General features: G+C 41.8%; 20 protein-coding genes. 7 read left to right on the top strand and 13 right to left on the bottom strand.

Translation table 11 applies throughout. The annotated features are described in order from the left end of the window. Positions 1 to 169: 169 nt before the first annotated feature. Both AC19MX_RS04915 and AC19MX_RS04910 read left to right on the top strand, forming a co-directional pair. Positions 170 to 2,629 (top strand): EAL domain-containing protein, encoded by a 2,460-nt coding sequence (locus AC19MX_RS04915; RefSeq protein ID WP_498296757.1) that lies wholly within the window; start codon positions 170 to 172, stop codon positions 2,627 to 2,629. Between the two features lie 9 nt (positions 2,630 to 2,638). Further along, positions 2,639 to 5,758 (top strand): ATP-binding protein, encoded by a 3,120-nt coding sequence (locus tag AC19MX_RS04910; RefSeq protein WP_498296755.1) that lies wholly within the window; start codon positions 2,639 to 2,641, stop codon positions 5,756 to 5,758. 953 nt (positions 5,759 to 6,711) lie between these two features. Here AC19MX_RS04910 and AC19MX_RS04905 read toward each other — a convergent pair. The 13 genes from AC19MX_RS04905 to AC19MX_RS04845 form a co-directional block, all read right to left on the bottom strand. Next, a complete protein-coding gene (locus AC19MX_RS04905) occupies positions 6,712 to 6,963 on the bottom strand; it encodes a transposase (protein WP_432400044.1) in 252 nt (83 codons plus the stop codon). A gap of 20 nt (positions 6,964 to 6,983) precedes the next feature. Further along, positions 6,984 to 7,136: a hypothetical protein gene (locus AC19MX_RS04900; RefSeq protein WP_160052705.1), complete on the bottom strand. Its 153-nt coding sequence runs from the start codon at positions 7,134 to 7,136 to the stop codon at positions 6,984 to 6,986. A gap of 670 nt (positions 7,137 to 7,806) precedes the next feature. After that, entirely contained in the window at positions 7,807 to 8,076 is a 270-nt protein-coding gene (locus tag AC19MX_RS04895) for an HPr family phosphocarrier protein (RefSeq protein WP_498296754.1), read from the bottom strand. Between the two features lie 20 nt (positions 8,077 to 8,096). Next, a complete protein-coding gene (gene rapZ, locus AC19MX_RS04890) occupies positions 8,097 to 8,960 on the bottom strand; it encodes an RNase adapter RapZ (protein ID WP_498296753.1) in 864 nt (287 codons plus the stop codon). After that, the gene (gene ptsN / locus AC19MX_RS04885) at positions 8,957 to 9,400 is read right to left on the bottom strand and encodes a PTS IIA-like nitrogen regulatory protein PtsN (protein ID WP_432400040.1); all 444 of its coding nucleotides are present in this window, start codon (positions 9,398 to 9,400) and stop codon (positions 8,957 to 8,959) included. The genes rapZ and ptsN overlap by 4 nt, the downstream gene beginning before the upstream one ends. Positions 9,401 to 9,402: 2 nt before the next feature. Continuing rightward, positions 9,403 to 9,690 carry a ribosome hibernation promoting factor gene (gene hpf, locus AC19MX_RS04880; protein WP_188953525.1) on the bottom strand — a complete coding sequence of 96 codons (288 nt, stop codon included), beginning with the start codon at positions 9,688 to 9,690 and terminating at the stop codon, positions 9,403 to 9,405. Positions 9,691 to 9,714: 24 nt separating this feature from the next. Further along, positions 9,715 to 11,199 (bottom strand): RNA polymerase factor sigma-54, encoded by a 1,485-nt coding sequence (locus AC19MX_RS04875; RefSeq protein WP_432400039.1) that lies wholly within the window; start codon positions 11,197 to 11,199, stop codon positions 9,715 to 9,717. Between the two features lie 408 nt (positions 11,200 to 11,607). Next, on the bottom strand, positions 11,608 to 12,339 hold the full coding sequence (gene lptB, locus AC19MX_RS04870) for an LPS export ABC transporter ATP-binding protein (RefSeq protein WP_160052698.1): 732 nt from the start codon (positions 12,337 to 12,339) through the stop codon (positions 11,608 to 11,610). Further along, positions 12,336 to 12,917 (bottom strand): lipopolysaccharide transport periplasmic protein LptA, encoded by a 582-nt coding sequence (gene lptA / locus AC19MX_RS04865; protein WP_432400038.1) that lies wholly within the window; start codon positions 12,915 to 12,917, stop codon positions 12,336 to 12,338. The genes lptB and lptA overlap by 4 nt, the downstream gene beginning before the upstream one ends. Continuing rightward, positions 12,904 to 13,464: an LPS export ABC transporter periplasmic protein LptC gene (lptC, locus tag AC19MX_RS04860; RefSeq protein WP_432400037.1), complete on the bottom strand. Its 561-nt coding sequence runs from the start codon at positions 13,462 to 13,464 to the stop codon at positions 12,904 to 12,906. The genes lptA and lptC overlap by 14 nt, the downstream gene beginning before the upstream one ends. Beyond that, positions 13,461 to 14,024, bottom strand: coding sequence for a 3-deoxy-manno-octulosonate-8-phosphatase KdsC (kdsC, locus tag AC19MX_RS04855; RefSeq protein WP_498296751.1), 564 nt, complete (start codon positions 14,022 to 14,024; stop codon positions 13,461 to 13,463). The genes lptC and kdsC overlap by 4 nt, the downstream gene beginning before the upstream one ends. Positions 14,025 to 14,026: 2 nt before the next feature. After that, entirely contained in the window at positions 14,027 to 15,004 is a 978-nt protein-coding gene (locus tag AC19MX_RS04850; protein ID WP_498296749.1) for a KpsF/GutQ family sugar-phosphate isomerase, read from the bottom strand. Between the two features lie 44 nt (positions 15,005 to 15,048). Next, on the bottom strand, positions 15,049 to 16,011 hold the full coding sequence (locus tag AC19MX_RS04845; RefSeq protein ID WP_432400034.1) for a calcium/sodium antiporter: 963 nt from the start codon (positions 16,009 to 16,011) through the stop codon (positions 15,049 to 15,051). 188 nt (positions 16,012 to 16,199) lie between these two features. Between AC19MX_RS04845 and AC19MX_RS04840 the strand changes: the two genes are divergently transcribed. The 5 genes from AC19MX_RS04840 to AC19MX_RS04820 are packed head-to-tail and all read left to right on the top strand — an operon-like array spanning position 16,200 to position 19,286. Continuing rightward, on the top strand, positions 16,200 to 17,024 hold the full coding sequence (locus AC19MX_RS04840) for an ATP-binding cassette domain-containing protein (protein ID WP_428848133.1): 825 nt from the start codon (positions 16,200 to 16,202) through the stop codon (positions 17,022 to 17,024). After that, positions 17,011 to 17,796 (top strand): lipid asymmetry maintenance ABC transporter permease subunit MlaE, encoded by a 786-nt coding sequence (gene mlaE, locus AC19MX_RS04835; RefSeq protein ID WP_498296747.1) that lies wholly within the window; start codon positions 17,011 to 17,013, stop codon positions 17,794 to 17,796. The genes AC19MX_RS04840 and mlaE overlap by 14 nt, the downstream gene beginning before the upstream one ends. Before the next feature lie 41 nt (positions 17,797 to 17,837). Further along, positions 17,838 to 18,311 (top strand): outer membrane lipid asymmetry maintenance protein MlaD, encoded by a 474-nt coding sequence (gene mlaD / locus AC19MX_RS04830; RefSeq protein WP_432400032.1) that lies wholly within the window; start codon positions 17,838 to 17,840, stop codon positions 18,309 to 18,311. A gap of 10 nt (positions 18,312 to 18,321) precedes the next feature. Then, complete coding sequence (locus AC19MX_RS04825) at positions 18,322 to 18,990, top strand: MlaC/ttg2D family ABC transporter substrate-binding protein (protein WP_498296745.1); 669 nt, start codon at positions 18,322 to 18,324, stop codon at positions 18,988 to 18,990. Beyond that, the gene (locus AC19MX_RS04820) at positions 18,987 to 19,286 is read left to right on the top strand and encodes an STAS domain-containing protein (protein ID WP_432400030.1); all 300 of its coding nucleotides are present in this window, start codon (positions 18,987 to 18,989) and stop codon (positions 19,284 to 19,286) included. The genes AC19MX_RS04825 and AC19MX_RS04820 overlap by 4 nt, the downstream gene beginning before the upstream one ends. The last annotated feature ends 71 nt before the right edge of the window (positions 19,287 to 19,357 follow it).

The following is a 19,357-nucleotide window of genomic DNA, read 5'->3' as shown; positions in this document are numbered from 1 at the left end:
TACCTGTTCTGAATGTGCATTGCTGAATGAATGCTGAAAAAGCTTAATGGATTTAACCCTAACCGTTTTCTACTTACTAATACAATGTAAAAATAGACTAAGTCGTTAAAAACCTAACAATATGTATAGGGTAAATGGATGTTAAGTCACCAAATGGAGAAAGGCGATCATGTTGTTGTCGGGTTTAGCTAACACCGTATATCGAATTTTGATTATCGATGACGATATTCAAAATATCTTTGTTTTAGAAGATATTTTATCACCGCTAGGCAATATTTATTTCTCGGAGTCTGGCAGCAATGCTTTGGCTTTAGTGGATAAAATTAAGCCTGATGTCATTTTGCTTGATATTGAAATGCCCGATATGGATGGTTGGCAAGTTTGTCGCGCCCTCAAATCTAATCCGCTTTACAGTGATATTCCGATTATCTTCATTACCGGTCATACTGAACCAGAATTCGAAAAGCTGGCACTAGAAAGTGGTGGAGTCGACTTTATCACCAAACCCTTTAATGCCTCTATTTGTTGCCTGCGAGTGCATACTCAACTTAAATTTAGGCAGCAAAGCCATCTGATTATTAAAGCAAAAGAAGAGCTACAGCAACTGGTTAACCAGGTGCCTATGCTGATTACCTATTGGGATGATAAAGGTAATAACTTATTTAGTAATGATTATTCTGGCGCATGGTTTGACAACTTAACTGGCGAGGTCAATGGCAAACACATTTCCAGTCTATTTCCAAACGAGCTCAGTCGTGCAGTGCTGATGCATCAGCGAGAAGTCACTACCGAACCATTGAAATACATCGTAACCGTGACGAATAAACCGGGCATGAGTTTTTATGAAGTCTTTCAGTCCAAAATGAAATCAAGCGCTGGCGTCGATGGTTACTTGGTTACAGTGGTTGATGTGTCCGAAGTTAAACATGCAAAACAAGCCTTATACTCAGAAAAAGAACGTTTACGGGTCACGTTAAATTCTATCGGCGACGCTGTGATTGCCACAGATACTAAAGGGCTCATTACCTTTATGAACCCGATAGCTGAACGCATGACAGGCTGGCGCATTAAAGATGCGCTACACCAAAAGATTGAAAATGTGATGCAATTGCGTGACGCCAATACTCGGCATACGTTGCTCAATCCACTTTACATTGCGCTGCGTGAACAACGTATTGTGGCGATGGCATTAAACAGTCAGCTAACGGCCAGAGGCGGTCAAGTTTTTGCTGTTGAAGATTCAGCAGCACCTATTCGTAATGAAAATGGAGAAGTTATTGGCGCCATTATGGTATTTCATGATGTGAGTGAAACGATGGCGATGGCGATGAAAATGAGCCATTTAGCAAACCATGATCAACTCACCGATTTACCCAACCGGATTTTATTGCAAGACCGCTTAAGTGTAGCCTGCTCCACAGCTCAGTCTTTTGGCACCAAAGCGGCGGCATTACTCGTCGATATCGACCACTTTAAATACTTAAATGATTCACTTGGGCACCAACTGGGTGATGAAATGATTTGTTTAATGGCGCAACGTCTGCGCTCGTTAATTCCGCCTTCGTATACACTTGCAAGACTGGGTGGCGATGAATTTGTGATTTTGATGAGTGACACTCACTCTGTAGAAGCGTCATCGGTATTGGCCTCTAAATTAGTCGAGGCCATGCATGAGCCCTTTACCCTGGCGGGACAAAAATTCAGTGTGTCGATCAGTATTGGCATTAGTGTTTACCCAAATGATGCTGCCGATGCCGAAGAGTTAATGCGTCATGCTGATGTAGCGATGTACAGAGCCAAACAAGAAGGCCGAAATCGGTTTAGCTTTTTCTCACATGACTTAGAAAGTAGCATTCGCGAACGGCACCAGTTAGAAACCTGCTTACGAAATGCCATCGCGAATGATGAACTACTTGTGCATTATCAGCCCAAGTTTGATTTAGCCACTAAACAGATTATTGGCGCCGAAGCCTTAGTCAGGCTGGTGGGCGCAGATGGCGTCTATATTTCTCCGATAGAATTTATTCCGTTAGCCGAAGAGACGGGACTGATTATTAAGCTGGGTAAGCAAGTGTTATTTAAAGCCTGTGCAGAAGCAAAGCGCTGGCTTGATATGGGGCGAATAATCCCTGTCTCGGTTAACGTTGCCGTGGCACAATTTTCCGATCCTAATCTTGCCAATATGATTGAAAAAGCCTTAACAGATTATCAGTTACCTGCCGATTTACTCGAACTTGAAATCACAGAAACTGCGTTAATGATTGATGCCGCTGAAATGCAAACCAAATTAAGTCAGTTAAAGTCGTTAGGTATTAAGATTTCGATTGATGATTTTGGTACTGGGTATTCGAGTTTATCTTACTTGAAAAAGTTTAATGTTGATGTAATGAAAATTGACATGTCATTTGTGAAAGACATGCTCAATAATAAACATGATTATGAAATTGTAAAAACGATTATTTCATTAGGAAAATCAATGTCACTGGCGTTAATTGCTGAAGGTGTAGAAACTGAGGGGCAGCGTCAGGCACTACTTGAGCTTGAATGCACTATGGGGCAGGGTTATTTATTGAGCCGTCCCTTATCTGCAAAGGATTTTAATGCGTTTTTGGTAGCCAACGAAAGCTAAAGGAAGGCTATGTTCAAACAATGGTTTGATAGGAGTAATACGGCGAGATACCAAACATTGTCTTACTTAGGTTATTTTGTTATTGGCTGTTGTTGTTTGATGTTTTATTTGGTGTTTTCGCATTTTGCCAAACAAACGATTATCGATAACAATAACAAGACGTTAGTACAGTTGAGCCATACCGCTTCACAAGAAATGACCAATGTTTTTGATGTTTATGCTAATAAGGTGTCATTTTTACATTCTACTTCCTCTGCTATTGGTATCAGTCGAACCATGCAACATGGTGATATCGACCCAATAGATGGCACCACTACAGCGCAATGGACGCGCCGTTTGCAAGATATGTTTACCGCATTTATTGAAACTAACCCAGAAGTACGTCAATTACGCTTTATTAGCCGTTTAAACAATGGCCATGAAGTCGTTAGAGTTGAGCGGCGTAATGGCAAGATTGTAGTCGTGCCTGAAGGTTTGTTACAAGAGAAGGGCAATACGGATTATTATTCGGATATTGCAGCATTAAATGCTAATGAACATTATATTTCTGATATCAGTTTAAACCGTGAGTATGGGGTAATTGAAACGCCAATTTGGCCAACCTTTAGAGTCGCAAGGTCAATGTTTGACGATAACGGTGATTTTTTTGGTTTTGTTATCGCTAATATTGACGCCAGTTTATTGCTTGAACAGCTACAAAGAGATTTTAAACATTCATTGTTTGACCTGGTTATTTTGAACTCAAATGGTTACTTTATTTCGTCACCGAATCAGGCACTGCGTTTTGGTTTTGACTTACAGATCCCTCATGCCACATGGCAGGCACAAACCGGCAATACTCCATTACCGACGTTAGGCAACATTCAATCCGTTAAAATGGGCAAACAACATTATTGGTCTATTGGTGAAACCATTTCTTTATCGAGTGGTGAGCATCGACAGTTAACGGTTATAGGCTTATTTCCAGAAACAGCCGTTGATACATTATGGCAGCCGCAACGCAATATAATGCTGCTGTTGATGCTGGTTATTTACGGCATTATCGTGGCAATTATTCTGGTATATCAAAAATACGTGAATAAAATTATTGTGCTGTATGACAATCAGTCATTGTATCAAGCGATTATTGCCGGTTCGTCAGATGCCATTATTAGTATTGATCGCCAAGGGCTGATACTCAGCTGGAATGAGTCGGCAACATTTTTGTTTGGTATTGCACAAAGCCAGGCAATCAAGAGCAATTTATTAGATATTATTGATGAAACTGCAAATGAGACCGGTGATGAAAAGAAACTAAGCCCACGTTTAATTGCTGAGGTGTTTGATGCCAAAGAACATACGATGGTTACGGTAGAATCGGCATTTAACGGGTTGCAAAGTAAAGTGCTGACAGTGAGTTTATCACCTGTAATTGCCATTAACTCAAAGCAAATAAGCAGTATCTCTGCGATCATTCGTGATGTAACTGATTCGCGGCGCAGTGAGAAAAAAATTCTGCAGATGAACGAATCCTTAGAGCAACAAGTCATTTCACGGACTCAAGAACTTGAAGCCGCAACGGCGGAAGCTATCTCTGCTAATCAACTTAAGAGTGAGTTTGTGGCCAATATTAGCCACGAAATACGCACGCCATTGAATGGTATTGGCGGCTTGGTTGAATTACTCAAGCGTGATTATTTATCTGAGAAGCAGCTCAGTTATTTAATGATGGCTAAAAATAGTATTGCCACACTGACAGTGTTGATAAATGACTTACTGGATTTATCTAAAATTGAGTCGGGTAATTTACAGGTTGAACTGGATTCTTTTGATTTACTCGAAAACGTCTGCGGCGTCATTAACATGATGTCAATTAGAGCAGAAGAGAAAGGCTTGATTTTATTGCTCGACAGCGTTGATCTAAGGCACAGGAAGTTAATTTGTGACCCTTATCGAATCAAGCAGGTTTTGGTTAACCTTATTGGCAATGCGATTAAGTTTTCTGTGCAAGGGCATGTGATTGTAAAGGTCAGTACGCGTGCTTTTGATGACCAACCCGACAATATTAATGTTGAATTTTCAATTACTGATAATGGTATTGGTATCACGAAAGAGCAGCAGAAAAAATTATTTAAACCTTTTATTCAAGCTAACGGCTCAATTACGCGTGATTTTGGCGGTACTGGATTAGGCTTATCTATTTCTAAGCAATTAGTCACCTTGCTGGGTGGCGATATTGGCGTGAGTAGCGTGTTGGACCAAGGAAGTACCTTCACGTTTAACGTGTGTGCTAAACAAAATCGCGACATACACAACAACCCCATAGTGTTACCAATGGCTAATCAAGCTGTGCTGATTTTTATTGCTGATAAACTAACGGCCAGCATGATGCAAAAACATTGTGAGTCGTGCTCTGCCAATGCGACCCTCATTCAATCGTATCAGCACCTTGTCGATGAATATGCACTACAACATGCAGATGTAGTGATTGTTGATAACAGTTTAGTGACGGGAAAAACGAAGCAATGGCTCGAACATTACCAAGCCTCAAAAGGTGCTTTGTTGCTAATGATTGGTCGCGATGAAGTAGACGTTACAATGCTTGAAAATGCTCATTGTAAGCACCTAATTAAACCTGTACTGCCGATTCAGCTGATGGATGTTTACCGTAAACTGTTAAGTGAAAACAGTGAAAATACTTCTTTATTGGCACAACCTGATGACAATCATACTCCAGTAGTCAAAGATAAAAAGTACAGCGTTTTAGTGGTTGATGATAACCAAATTAATCGGATTGTAGCCGAAGGGTTGTTAGAAGAATTACCGGTGATTGTCCATACTGCCAATAATGGCGCCGAAGCAATAACCTTTTTGCAGAACATCAAACATAAAAATGAGTTGCAGTTAGTCTTAATGGATGGACAAATGCCGATATTGGATGGCTATAAAGCTACAGAGCTTATCCGCAACGGGGATGCTGGCGACGTTATGGCTGAAGTGACTATTATTGCGATGACAGCTGATGCAATGGCTGGCGATCGCGAAAGGTGCTTAACCATAGGGATGAATGACTTTATTTCTAAGCCGATAGACAAAGGGGCCTTTTTACATAAAGTGATGTATTGGCTAGAACAAACAGAAACGCGTTAGCGAGTATTGAAATTGACTATTTTTAGGGGGATAAACACCCCTTTATAGAGTGATAAAAATAAAAGCCCCAGAGCATCCTTTGCTTTGGGGCTTTTGTTTGCATTGCTTGCGCTTTTTGTCGTTATTGCTCAAGTCTCTTTATCCTTCTTAGAGGATATTATTGATGACCTAAAGCTCAATTCTGCCAATGGCATGAATAAAAATGACGTTATTGGATATAGAGTCTGGGGACCCAATAACGCCTGAACTGTCGCGTTAATTACTCGTGTTCGTTACAGCAACACACGGCATTAACGGTAAAAAATAAAGCGGCAAGGATGCAAGATATTGTGCGCTTATTATTAGTTTGTTTGCTGTGTTATCGACATGCTGGGGGCGAGTGATAATACGGTCAAACATCCTTGCCATAACATGGGTAGAGCGGCGTTAAATGAATCGCACTGCATCTACTCGAATAAAAATGACGTTATTGGATATAGAGTCTGGGGACCCAATAACGCCTGAACTGTCGCGTTAATGACTGTGTTCGTTACAGCAACACACGGCATTAACGGTAAAAAATAAAACGGCAAGGATGCAAGATGTTGTGCGCTTATTGTTATTAGTCTGTTTGCTGTGTTATCGACATGCTGGGGCGAGTTGATAATACGGTCAAACATCCTTGCCATAACATGGGTAGAGCGGCGTTAAATGAATCGCATTGCATCTACTCGAATAAAAATGACGTTATTGGATATAGAGTCTGGGGACCCAATAACGCCTGAACTGTCGCGTTAATGACTGTGTTCGTTACAACAACACACGGCATTAACGGTAAAAAATAAAGCGGCAAGGATGCAAGATGTTGTGCGCTTATTATTAGTATGATGTTGTTGCTATTTGCTTTGTATTATCAGTTCGCTGGGGGACCAACTGACAACACACTCATACATCCTTGCCAAAACGGTTTTGGCTTAACTTGCCATTGTTTGTAATTGTTGACTTAACTGAGTAATTTTTTCCTGTAAAAGAGCGATCTCTGACATTATTGCACCGCGTTTTTCAGTTTTATGGCTTTCGCTATATTTGACCCATTTATATACAGTTTTTGATGACACACCATATTGTTTGGCGACATCAGATAATAGGCGGTTATGTACCTTAACTTCGCTAATCACTTGATGTTGAAAGTCCATTGGATAGTGTCTCGCAGTTGAAATACTCATCTTATTTATTCCTTAATGCTTTATTTGTATTTGCTTGAACGGGATTCAACTTCATCCCATTGGCTGCAACCAAGATGCGCTAAGAAAAAAATGTTTTGACGGCATTGTTCAACCAGCTTAGCGACCATGCCATTAACTGATTTGATGTTCTGACCTAGGTTCATTTTACTCATCGCTATCTCCTACAAATGACAATGGACTGCTTAAAAATTAAACTACTACTTAGTAGGTATCCTCTCTCTATATGAAAACTGTATGCCAACTTTTTAAATTAATTTAAACTGTTTAAAAACAATTATTTATAGTCGTTATTGTGTTTTGCAATATTGGCTCGTTTGTTTTAATTGGTGCAATTGCACTAATTTGGTGAACTAGCCTTAGGGTGATGGCTGTTTATTGAGAGGCATTATGGCGGTAATTTATGGCAGTAAAAGGTTATGTAAATGACAAAATGAGGACATTACGTTTGTCATTTATATGAGGATAAATAATAGTGCATTAATGTTCATTGAAGACGCGCTTAAAAACTGCTTAAGAGCGTCATTCTCAACGTTAAAGAATAAGTGTACTTTAGTCAGCGCACGACAGAAGAGGGGGAATACCAATCAGCATTAACAAGTGACCACACTGAATGTGTCCAGTGGTTTTTGATTAAGGCATAATGATATATAAGGCATTATATTCAATTTGAGCGGTAAATAATTTACCGTGAAATGTGAGTCGTATACGATGAATGGTAATTGATGAATAGTGGGCTGTAAGCTTGAATATCATTGTCAAAAAATGCCACGAGAGAGTACAACTGACGTTTGTTAAGTGCTGTTAGATAATCAGTGCGACGCGTTAGCCGCCTTCATCGAATTTATCGTTAATCAAATTACACACCGCATCTAATGCCACTGCTGCGTCTGGACCTGTTGCTGTGACAGTGATCATTTTTCCGATGCCACTTTCCAACATGAGCAATCCTAAGACGCTAGCGGCACTGGCTTGTTTGTCTGCTTGAATTAGGGTGATTTCAGCATCAAAGTCAGCAGCCAGTATCGCTAGTTTTGTGGCTGCTCGTGCATGTAAACCTAATTTATTTGAGATGGTGACTTGGCGCTCAAGCATGGCTAGCACTCCACATAGGACTAAAGCTGATCTTCACTGATATTTAGCTCTCTGTGGCGGGCGTTGACTGTGTGTTTACTGCCTTGTCTAAATCGCTTAGCGAGTTGGTCGGTGATATAAACTGAGCGATGTTGTCCGCCTGTACAGCCGATGGCGATGGTTAAATAACTGCGATTATTACGCTCTAAATGTGGCATCCAGGTTTCGAATAGATTTTCGATTTGCCAAATAAACTTATTCACCAGAGGCTGACGGCCAAGAAACTCTTGCACAGGCTCATCAAGACCTGTTAATGGTCTTAATTCTATTTCCCAGTGCGGGTTAGGTAAAAAGCGCACGTCGAACATAAAGTCTGCTTCGGTCGGCATACCGTGTTTAAAGCCAAACGATTCAAAATTAATCACTAACTCTTTATCAACACTGCCAAGCAATATTTGTCTTACTTGATCGCTTAGCTCGTAAATATTGAGTGCCGATGTATCGACATAGTGATCAACCATTTTGGCGATAGGTTCGAGTAAGCGGCCTTCTAATTTAATCGCTTCTTGTAATGAAATATGGTTTTTAGATAGCGGGTGTAATCTGCGGGTTTCGCTGTAGCGTTTAAGTAAAACTTTGTCGCTAGAGTTTAAGAAAAAACTGGTAATTTCGGTATCAGGTTGCAGTATTTCAAGTTGTTCTTGAAGCACTTTGCCTTGTTCGGCAATATTGCGCACATCAACACTAATCGCTACTAGGTCATTACTGCCTTTTAACTGAGCCAATAAGGTGCCAATTAGCGGCAATGGCAGGTTATCAACACAGTAATAGCCTAGGTCTTCTAGTACTCTTAATGCTACTGATTTACCTGAGCCTGACCGTCCTGATACGATAACAAGTTTCATGCCGTAATTACCTGATAGAGTTCTGTTGAATCGTGGATTTTACGCAGCTGTTTTAGTACTTGTTTGTCGCTGAGTTTTTGGGCCATCGAGGATAAGGTGCTTAAGTGTTGTTGGCACTGATCTGCAGGAACTAATAATGCAAATAAGATATCGACAGGTTGTTTATCGATGGCATCGAACGAAATGGGTTCTTCGCATTTTACAAAGATCGCAATAGGGTGATCGATTGTCGTTAATCGGCCATGAGGTATTGCAATACCATTACCTATACCTGTGCTACCCATTTTTTCTCTTGCGATAAGGCTTTCAAACACCTCTTGCGAAGACAGGGTCGGGTACTGGGCAGCGACTAAATCGCTGATAAGTTCCAGTACCTTTTTCTTACTGCCCGGTGTGGCACAGGTGGTGCATTCCGGCTGCAGGATGGTACAAAGTTCCATCGTTAGTGTTTTGTATACTTCTCTTTGTGTTTAATTACCTGACGATCGAGCTTATCTATCAGGGCGTCTATTGCTGCATACATGTCTGTATGTTCTGACATTGCAAAAATTTCTCCGCCCTTTAGGCTGACTTTAGCTTCTGCTTTTTGTTGTAATTTTTCTACGTTGAGTACAACGTGAACATTATTGATCTGATCGAAGTGTCGTTCAAGCTTTGAAAACTTTTCCTGAACGTATTCACGTAAAGATTCGGTTATTTCAACATGATGCCCTGATAAATTGATCTGCATTACACTTCTCCATTGTTGAGTGATTTATAAACTCTTACGTTGGTTTGAGGGCGGTATCATCATTGCCTCACGGTATTTTGCAATCGTACGACGAGCAACGTTTATGCCCTGTTCGGCCAGTAGTTGAGCCATTTTGCTGTCGCTAAGCGGCTTTTTCTGGTTTTCTGCTGCAACCAACTTTTTAATAAATGCGCGGATTGCTGTCGATGAACACTCTCCGCCATCATCAGTGCTGACATGGCTAGAGAAAAAGTATTTTAACTCAAACAACCCTCGTGGGGTGTGCATGTATTTTTGAGTGGTCACGCGCGAAATGGTCGATTCATGCATTTCTACGGCTTCAGCAATGTCATTTAATACCATAGGTTTCATGGCTTCTTCGCCATATTCGAAAAACCCTTGTTGGAATTGCACAATGCAATTGGCTACTTTTAACAAGGTATCGTTACGGCTTTCAATGCTTTTGATAAACCATTTAGCTTCTTGCAAATGACCTCGTATAAACTGAGTATCAGATGGGTTTTTACTGCTGCGAGCCATTGCTGCATATTGCTGATTAACACCTATTTTAGGCATGTTATCTGGATTGAGTTCAACAACCCAACGGCCATTCTTTTTAAATACTGTGACATCAGGGATCACGTATTCGTCATCGACGGCAGTAATCAATAAGCCAGGACGCGGATTAAGAGATTGAATTAAGGTAATGGCATCACGTAACTCATCTTCTTTTAAACGCGTTTTACGCATTAATAATCTAAAGTCACGCCCAGCGATTAAATCCAAATAATCTTTGATGAGCATTCGCGCATTTTCAATGTGCGGGGTTGAGTCTGCATATTGTGACAGTTGAATGAGTAAACATTCACTAAGGTCACGTGCAGCAACACCTACGGGGTCAAAATGTTGAATTCGCTTTAACACCGCTTGAACCTCATCAAGCTCAACATTTTCATCGCCCATAGCTTCTAGTATTTCTTCAGTGCTTTGGGTTAGATAGCCGCGTTCATCTATTGCGTCAATGATGGCTGTTGCGATGGCAAGGTCGGTGTCTGAAAATGGCGTTAAGTTTTTTTGCCACTCTAAATGTTCATATAAGCCTTCGGTGGTTTCCCCTTGAAAAGGCATATCATCGTCGCGCATGCTGGCACTACCAGACCCTGACATCGGTGAGGCGGTATAGACTTCATCCCAGGTCGTGTCCATGGGCATGTCGTCCATGGTTTCTTTACTGATGGATTCTGTGGTGTCGATGGTTGAAGTATCTTTTTCGACACTCACATTACTGTTGTCACTGAAGTCTGTGTCTGATTGATCGCGACTTTCTTTTAAGGGATCTTTAGCTTGAGAAAATTCATCTTCTATTTCAAGCAATGGATTTGAGTCCAGCGCCTGTTGGATTTCTTGCTGTAGCTCCAATGAAGATAATTGCAGCAAGCGGATGGCTTGCTGCAATTGAGGGGTCATAGTGAGATGCTGACCCATTTTAAGTTGGAGTGACGCTTTCATTTACCGCTTATCCCTAGATGATTTCCATAAAAATAACAATCTCGAAAAACTGTAATGGGGTGTCACGTACGTCAATGACATTTCACGCAATTTAGGTATCGTTCAATGGAATGAATTAGATAGGCTAAAAGGCGTATACCCAATCAACTTGAAGATACGTGTTTCAGAGCTTCACCGTGTTTTCAATACTAGGCGCGTTAATGCGGTAATGTAGGCACCTTATAAATTAACGCAACAACGTAGTGGGAACACGGTGAAACTCCCAAGGGGCAAGTTTTACACGCGTTCATGCTGTGTTATTGATTTTGGAAAGGGAACGACCATTAACCGCAATCAATGCCTTGCCTAAACGCGTGTAAATTCTTGCTGAAATCGAGTATCTTCAGGTTGTTTGGGTATATAACCTAACTATAGCTTGAATTGTTCACCTAAGTACACCGCTCGAACTTGTTGATTGCTCAAGATCTCTTCAGGTGTTCCTTCGGCAATTAAATTACCTTGGCTTACGATGTAAGCTCTTTCACATACATCGAGTGTTTCGCGAACATTATGGTCGGTGATCAGTACGCCTAATCCACGACTTTTTAGCTGTTGGATAATTTTTTTAATGTCGATAACCGAAATCGGATCAACACCCGCAAAAGGTTCATCAAGCAAAATGAATTTAGGGTTAGCAGCGAGTGCTCGGGCAATTTCGACTCGACGGCGTTCACCGCCAGACAATGACATGCCTTGGCTGTCGCGAATGTGAGTAATGTGAAACTCTTCCAGTAAATGCTGGAGCTGTTCAATACGTTCGTCATTACTGAGTTCTTTGCGGGTTTGTAACACCGCCATGATATTGTCGTGCACGGTGAGTTTTCGAAAAATACTGGCTTCTTGTGGTAAATAACCAATCCCTTTACGGGCTCTAAGATGCATTGGGTCAGCGGTGAGATCGTCATTATCAATTAATATACGGCCTTTATCACTTTTGACTAACCCTACAACCATGTAAAACGTGGTTGTTTTACCGGCACCATTAGGGCCAAGTAAACCGACAATCTGCCCCGTTTTTACAGTTAAGCTGACGTCTTTTACAACTTGACGCGCTTTATAGCTTTTGGCTAGGTTTTCAGCTGTTAAGGTAATTTGGCTCATGGTTTTATCTGCTTGTTGACAGGGATCTCAGGCAGCTTTTGTTTTGGCGCTGACTCGTCTTGGAAATTTTCTGGTTGAATAATCGTGATGACGCGATCTTGGCCTTTACCGGTACTCTCAGCAATTAACTCTTGGGCTTTAATGTTGTATTTAATTAGGTTGCCCGTGACCTGACTGCCTGCTTGGTCTAGCTTGGCATTACCGGTTAACGTCAGAGTTGTTGTGGCGAGATCGTAACTGATTTCGTTGGCACTGGCGGTACCGATGTTACCGTCGTCGAGTTCTTGAGAAAATGTCGCGGGTTTACCCGTCGCGATTAAGCGTTTGGATACGCCATTTTTGGGGGTAAATGCGCGTAATTCGTCAGCATTAATATTAATCGTGCCTTGGACAATAGTCACGGGGCCATTAAAGACAATTTGATTGTTTTTAATGTCGGCAGATTGGCTCACTGCAGCAATTTTCAATTCTTGTTTGAGATCACCTTGTTTTGCCATTGCTGGAATGCTCAGCATGCAAAGTAAGCCACTTAATAGTAATGCGGCATTGGCGCGAGGATGTCGATTATTGTGACTCATATGTTCCTTCTACTTTGCTTAGTAGCGATAATTTTTGCGTATTCAAGTCAGCATGTAGGCCTAAGCCTTGGATCATAAACCCTTTACCTTTGATATACACCATCTCTTGTGAGCTGCCTATCATGGTCGTTAAATCTAGGGTGACTGCTTGTGTGGTCACTGACTGTAACGGTTCTTCAATATCAATTGCATCGATAATAACATTATTTTCTAAGCTGACTTTATTGCTCTGTTTATTTAATTGTCCTTTGTCAGCACTGAGTTGCCACTGTGCTTTACCATTTTCTGGGTAAATTAAATAAACGGGATCAGTAAAGTGGGTGATATCGCTGGAAGCATAATGCTCCATATGCTTCGCGGTGACTTTACTGGCAATCAAACCTTGTTCATTGTATTCGGTTGTGCGTAAGTCGTTGGCGACAAAGTCCGGACGCTCAATACCTATCACTTTTACGGCATCCATTTCACTGCGTTTTACTTGCGTTTGCCAGTACAACACAAGGGCAAGGCCGAAAAATGCCGCTATCGCGATGGTAACTCTATTCATATACTCATACCGTGGGCACTTGTGAATTTGTCTTGGCTTAATAATAGTAAATCTGTGAGTTCACGCAATGCACCATGGCCACCATTGAGACTCGTCGTCATATGGCAATGTTGTTTAACAAATGGGTGACCGTCGGCCACACAAACCGCAAGACCCACGGCTTTCATCACAGGTAAATCGACCATGTCATCACCAATGTAAGCCACTTCGTCTGGGGTGACATTATATAAAGACAATAACGCTTCAAATGGTTCAAACTTATTATCGATGCCTTGATAAATGTGTTTAACCCCCAGTGCAGTCATACGGGTTTCAACAATTTTAGATTTACGGCCTGTTATCACGGCGACATGAATGCCGCTAGTGAGGGCAGATCGCACGCCATAACCATCGCGAGTGTGGAAAGCTTTTAACTCTTCGCCGGCATTACTAAGGTAAATTCGGCCGTCAGAAAACACGCCATCAACATCGCATATTAACAATTTGATTTTTTTAGCACGTTGCCAAATATCATCGCTGATTGGTCCGTAAAAACCTGAGTGAGTGTTTGTGTCTGACATGGTTAAATAACTCCTGCTTTAACCATATCGAGCATATTTAGCGCGCCGATCGGTTGATGTTGTGGGTTAACGACAATCAGTCCGTTAATATTTCGTTCTTCCATGATTTGCAGTGCTTGTGCCGCTAAAATACCGCTAGGGCTAGTGACACAATTTTTGGTCATTACCTGCGAAATAGGTGTGGTGCGTAAGTTAACTTCGGCATCGATAATACGGCGCAAATCACCATCAGTAAAAATACCGACTAGGGTATTCGTTTTATCGACTATGGCGGTCATGCCAAGGCCTTTTTTCGATATTTCGTACAGTGCTTCAGTAATGCAGATGTCATCGTTTACGCTCGGTAAGCTTTCACCCTGATGCATCACATCTTCAACTTTTAATAATAATTTACGGCCTAATGAACCACCCGGATGCGATAGGGCAAAATCATCTCGAGTAAATCCTTTTGCTTGCAGTAATGCAATGGCGAGTGCATCACCCATCGCCAAGGTCGCGGTGGTACTTGACGTTGGCGCTAATCCAAGTGGGCATGCTTCTTCTTGAACTTGAATACAAAGATGGATTTTTGAGAGCCTTGCCATATTGGACTCTGGTTTACCAGTAATCGCGATGACAGGAACGCCCATGCGTTGAATCACAGGCAATAAGGTCAGGATTTCGCTTGATTCACCAGAGTTTGAGATGGCCAATACAATGTCATTTTTATCTAATGCGCCTAAATCGCCATGACTTGCTTCGCCAGGGTGCACAAAAAAGGCTGGTGTGCCTGTGCTGGCAAATGTCGCCGATATTTTATTACCAATATGGCCTGATTTACCCATGCCCATGACAATAACTTTGCCCTTGCATTGCATAATGAGTTCGCAAGCCTGGCCAAACTCTACCGAGTCAACATATTGATATAAATTATCTAATGCCGCTTTTTCAATATCGATGACTTTGCGGCCCCATTGGCGAAACTGAGTTTGATCTACCATGCTTGTCTCTCTTTTGGCTTAATACCTAACCTTTATGCTCCAACTTAATGGGATTGAAATACAACAATTTGGTACGCAATAAAGGTGATTAATAATAGGACGCCATGCCAACGAGTCAGTTGTTTTTTGGCGCCACTGGATAAGACTAAAACGGCTAACGCTGCACTTGTGCCTAATACCATGTAGAAATCTCTCCCACTGGCTTGTGCATCTATCACCCCAGGGGCGATAAGCCCTGGTATCGCGAGTACCGCTAATATATTAAATAAGTTAGATCCAACGATATTGCCTATTGCTAAATCATCTTCTTTTTTTAATACCCCAGCAATACAGGCGGCAAGTTCTGGCAAACTGGTCCCCACAGCAATAATGGTTAAGCCAATGACCAAATCAGAGAGCCCATAAAATTTGGCAATCCCGACAGCACCATCTACCATCCAACCTGCTGATAGTGGGAGTAATATAATACCAACTATAAGCCAAATGATAGCACGAAAGGTGGGGACGTTTTTAGGGATCTCAGATTCGATATCGTCATCTAAAGCATCTGGGGTTTTATTGTGAGTGGCTTGCCAAATGAAATAGCCCATTAATGCAAAAAACAATATTGTGAGCATGATGCCTTCTGCACGAGTTAACAAGCCATCATGTAAGGTGTAACCGGCAAAGACGGTGGCGGCTAACATTAATGGGATTTCACGTTTAAGCGTTTTGGAACCGACGCTAATCGCGCCCAGTAATGCGGTTAATCCTAAAATTAAGGTAATGTTGGCAATGTTTGAGCCCAAAACGTTACCGACAGCGGTATCACGCATGCCGTCCATTGAGGCTGTTGCTGCCACGAACATTTCCGGGGCAGAGCTGCCCATCGCGACGATAGTCAGTCCAATCAACATGGGTGGCAAGCCTAAATTACGTGCAAATGCTGCGGCTCCGTAAACAAATCTATCCGCGCTCCACACTAAAACAGCAAGGCCTGCAATTAACATTAGGATATTAACTAACATGAGATTCCTATGATGATAAATAATTAGCGGGCATTTTCGCTGGATTTTCACTAAATTGAAAGCATTGCACACTAATTGTATTAACAATGAGCATTGGTTATATGGATATAGTTGTCGCTTAGTGGACAATTACAGTACAATTTGCGCTTCATCTTTTTCTAAGGAAGGTTGTTATCTCCTCAACACCGATGCCTGATATGAGTAAATCAAATAATTCCCCTTTGGTCGAAATAAACCATTTGGCGTTTAGCCATGGTTCGCGAGTGATCTATAAAGATATTTCGCTAACGATACCTAAAGGTAAAGTGACGGCCATTATGGGCCCAAGTGGGATAGGTAAAACTACCTTATTAAAATTGATTGGTGGGCAACTCAGACCTGACAGCGGCCAAATTTTATTTGATGGCCATGATGTTCATAAGTTAAAGCGCGAAGAACTCTTTGAGCTGCGCAAGCGTATGAGTATGTTGTTTCAAAGTGGTGCTATGTTTACCGACCTTAACGTGTTCGATAACGTCGCATTTGCATTACGAGAGCATTCGGGATTACCTGAAGACATCATTCGCTCGATTGTATTGATGAAACTGCAAGCGGTAGGTTTACGCGGCGCAGCATATTTAATGCCAAACGAGTTGTCTGGAGGTATGCAACGCCGAGCTGCATTGGCGCGTGCCATTGCGCTTGAGCCCGAAATGATTTTGTATGATGAGCCTTTTGCAGGGCAAGACCCGATTTCTATGGGGATGCTGGTGAAATTAATTCGTGAGCTTTCAGATACCTTAAAGCTCACCTCTGTTGTGGTATCGCACGATGTAGATGAAGTGTTGGGTATTGCTGATTACGTTTACGTCATCGCAGAGAAAAAAGTCATTGCACACGGAACACCAGAGCAACTTCGTTTGTCTGATAACCCGCAATTAATTCAGTTTATCCAAGGCGCGCCAGATGGTCCGGTGCCATTTCATTATCCTGCCGAGGATTATCAAGAGGAGTTATTGCGTGGGCGTAATTGATTACATTGCCGACATCGGCAAATACGCACTAAAAATGGTGTCAGGCGTTGGCCGTGCTGGCTTAATGCTGTGGGGCGCTATTGTACGAGTGCCTAATATCAAGAAAGGTTTACCATTATTAATCAAGCAAATTTATGTGCTTGGTGTTCGTTCAATGGTGATCATACTGGTATCGGGTTTATTTATTGGTATGGTGCTGGCATTGCAGGGATACAACATTCTTGTTGGTTTTGGCACTGAAGAAAGCTTAGGCCCAATGGTTGCGCTGAGTTTACTACGTGAATTGGGTCCGGTGGTTGCTGCGCTGTTGTTTGCTGGTCGTGCCGGTTCTGCACTCACCGCAGAAATCGGTCTAATGAAATCTACCGAACAGCTATCGAGTTTAGAAATGATGGCTATCGATCCACTGAGGCAAATTATCGCACCGCGATTTTGGGCTGGGGTCATCAGTATGCCTTTGCTTGCATTAATGTTCAGCCTAGTGGGTATTTTTGGCGGTCACCTGGTGGGTGTCGAATGGAAAGGTATCGATAGCGGTGCTTTTTGGTCTATTCTTCAAGCATCGGTAGAGTGGGAGCAAGATATTGTTAATAGCTTGATTAAAAGTGTGATTTTTGGCGTAGTTGTCACTTGGATAGCCTTATACAGAGGTTATGAAGTACAACCGAATCCAGAAGGCATTAGCCGTGCAACAACATCTACCGTTGTACAGGCCAGTTTAGCTGTTTTAGCGCTGGACTTTTTGCTAACCGCAATCATGTTCGGAAATTAAGGTTTTTTCATTGTTTAGTTTAATTGAAGTGGTTTAAGAGTATGTTGACACGGAAAATTGAGTTACTAGTAGGCGTGTTTTTATTGTCTGGTCTGTTGGCTTTTTGTGGGTTGGTATTTAACGTTGCCAATGTCGAAGTAAAGTCAAATGACCAAACTTACACATTAGTTGCCGAGTTTAATAACATCGGCGGGTTAAAAGTACGCTCTCCTGTGAAAGTCGGTGGTGTGGTGGTAGGTCGAGTGACAGACATTACCCTTGATACCCGTAAATTGATCCCTGTGGTCACATTGACTATGGATAAGCGCTTTGATCAGTTTCCTGAAACCAGTAGCTTAGCTATTTTGACATCAGGGTTATTGGGCGAGCAATTTATTGGCTTAACCCCAGGCTTTATGGATGATGACATTGTTATGCTTGCGAATGGCGATAAAGTTCACGATACGCGTGGTGCATTGATTTTAGAAGATTTAATCGGTCAGCTTTTGTACAGTATGTCGTCTAAAGATAAATAGGAGCTCTATAATGAAAGCACTTTTTAGTCGTGTAATTGCGTTATGTTTGGTGGGCAGTGCGGTAATAAGCTCTGCAGCGATAGCGGCCAATGACGAGATCGATACCACAAATCCATATGTGATGATCAAGCAAGTTGCCAATAAAACCTTTGATCGTTTTAAAACAGACAGAGCAATGATTGACTCTGATTTAAGTCACCTTAAGGTGATTGTTAACGAAGAATTAATGCCATATGTTGATTATAAATATGCTGCATACAAAGTGATGGGACAGTATTTACGTGACACCACGCCAGATCAGCGTGATCGCTTTGTTGAAGCATTTGAAGGCTATTTAGTGGCAACCTACGCGCAAGCGTTGACTGAATATACCAACCAAGCTGTTGAGTTCGATCCTGCCAGCGATTTCAGCGAAGAAAAAATTGTTGAAATTAATGTGCAAATTATTGAAAAAGGTCGCCCTCCGATCAAAATTCAATTTAAAGCACGTCGTTTAAAAGACAACACCTGGAAGGCATTTGACCTCGTGGCCGAAGGCGTAAGTTTGCTTGCGTCTAAGCAATCTGAGATCTCTAATTTGATCCGTCAACAGGGTATTGAAGCTGTTATTTCAATGTTAAATGACAAAACTAAACAACAAATTGACCGTCAACCAGCTAAAGAAGCCGCTGCAGCGTGATTACCTTTAATCAACAAGAGCAGCAGTGCTTTGTTAGCGGCCGCTTAACGCAGGTTGAAGTAAAACAATTATGGCCAAAACGCCAAGAGTTGTTTACTGCTTCAACCCAAGTGATAGACTTGGCCGCTTTAGAATACGTCGACAGTGCTGGGGTAGCATTACTTCTGGCATTTGTTAGATTACATCACTCTGGTAATAACGAACAAAGCGCATCTCGCCAACTGGTTAATCCCAGTGAACAGCTCATCAAAATGATAGAGCTATATGACTTAGACGCTTTTTTTGGCAAGGCTTAGTGAGTTAGCACTGATTGTTGCATTACTCCCATTACTTAATAATCAGTTATACAACTGGCCAGTTTGATCTG

The sequence above is a fragment of the Shewanella sp. MF05956 genome (genome assembly GCF_059758055.1).
The sequence above is the reverse complement of the archived record's forward strand: the minus strand, read 5'-3'. Positions and strand labels throughout refer to the sequence as shown.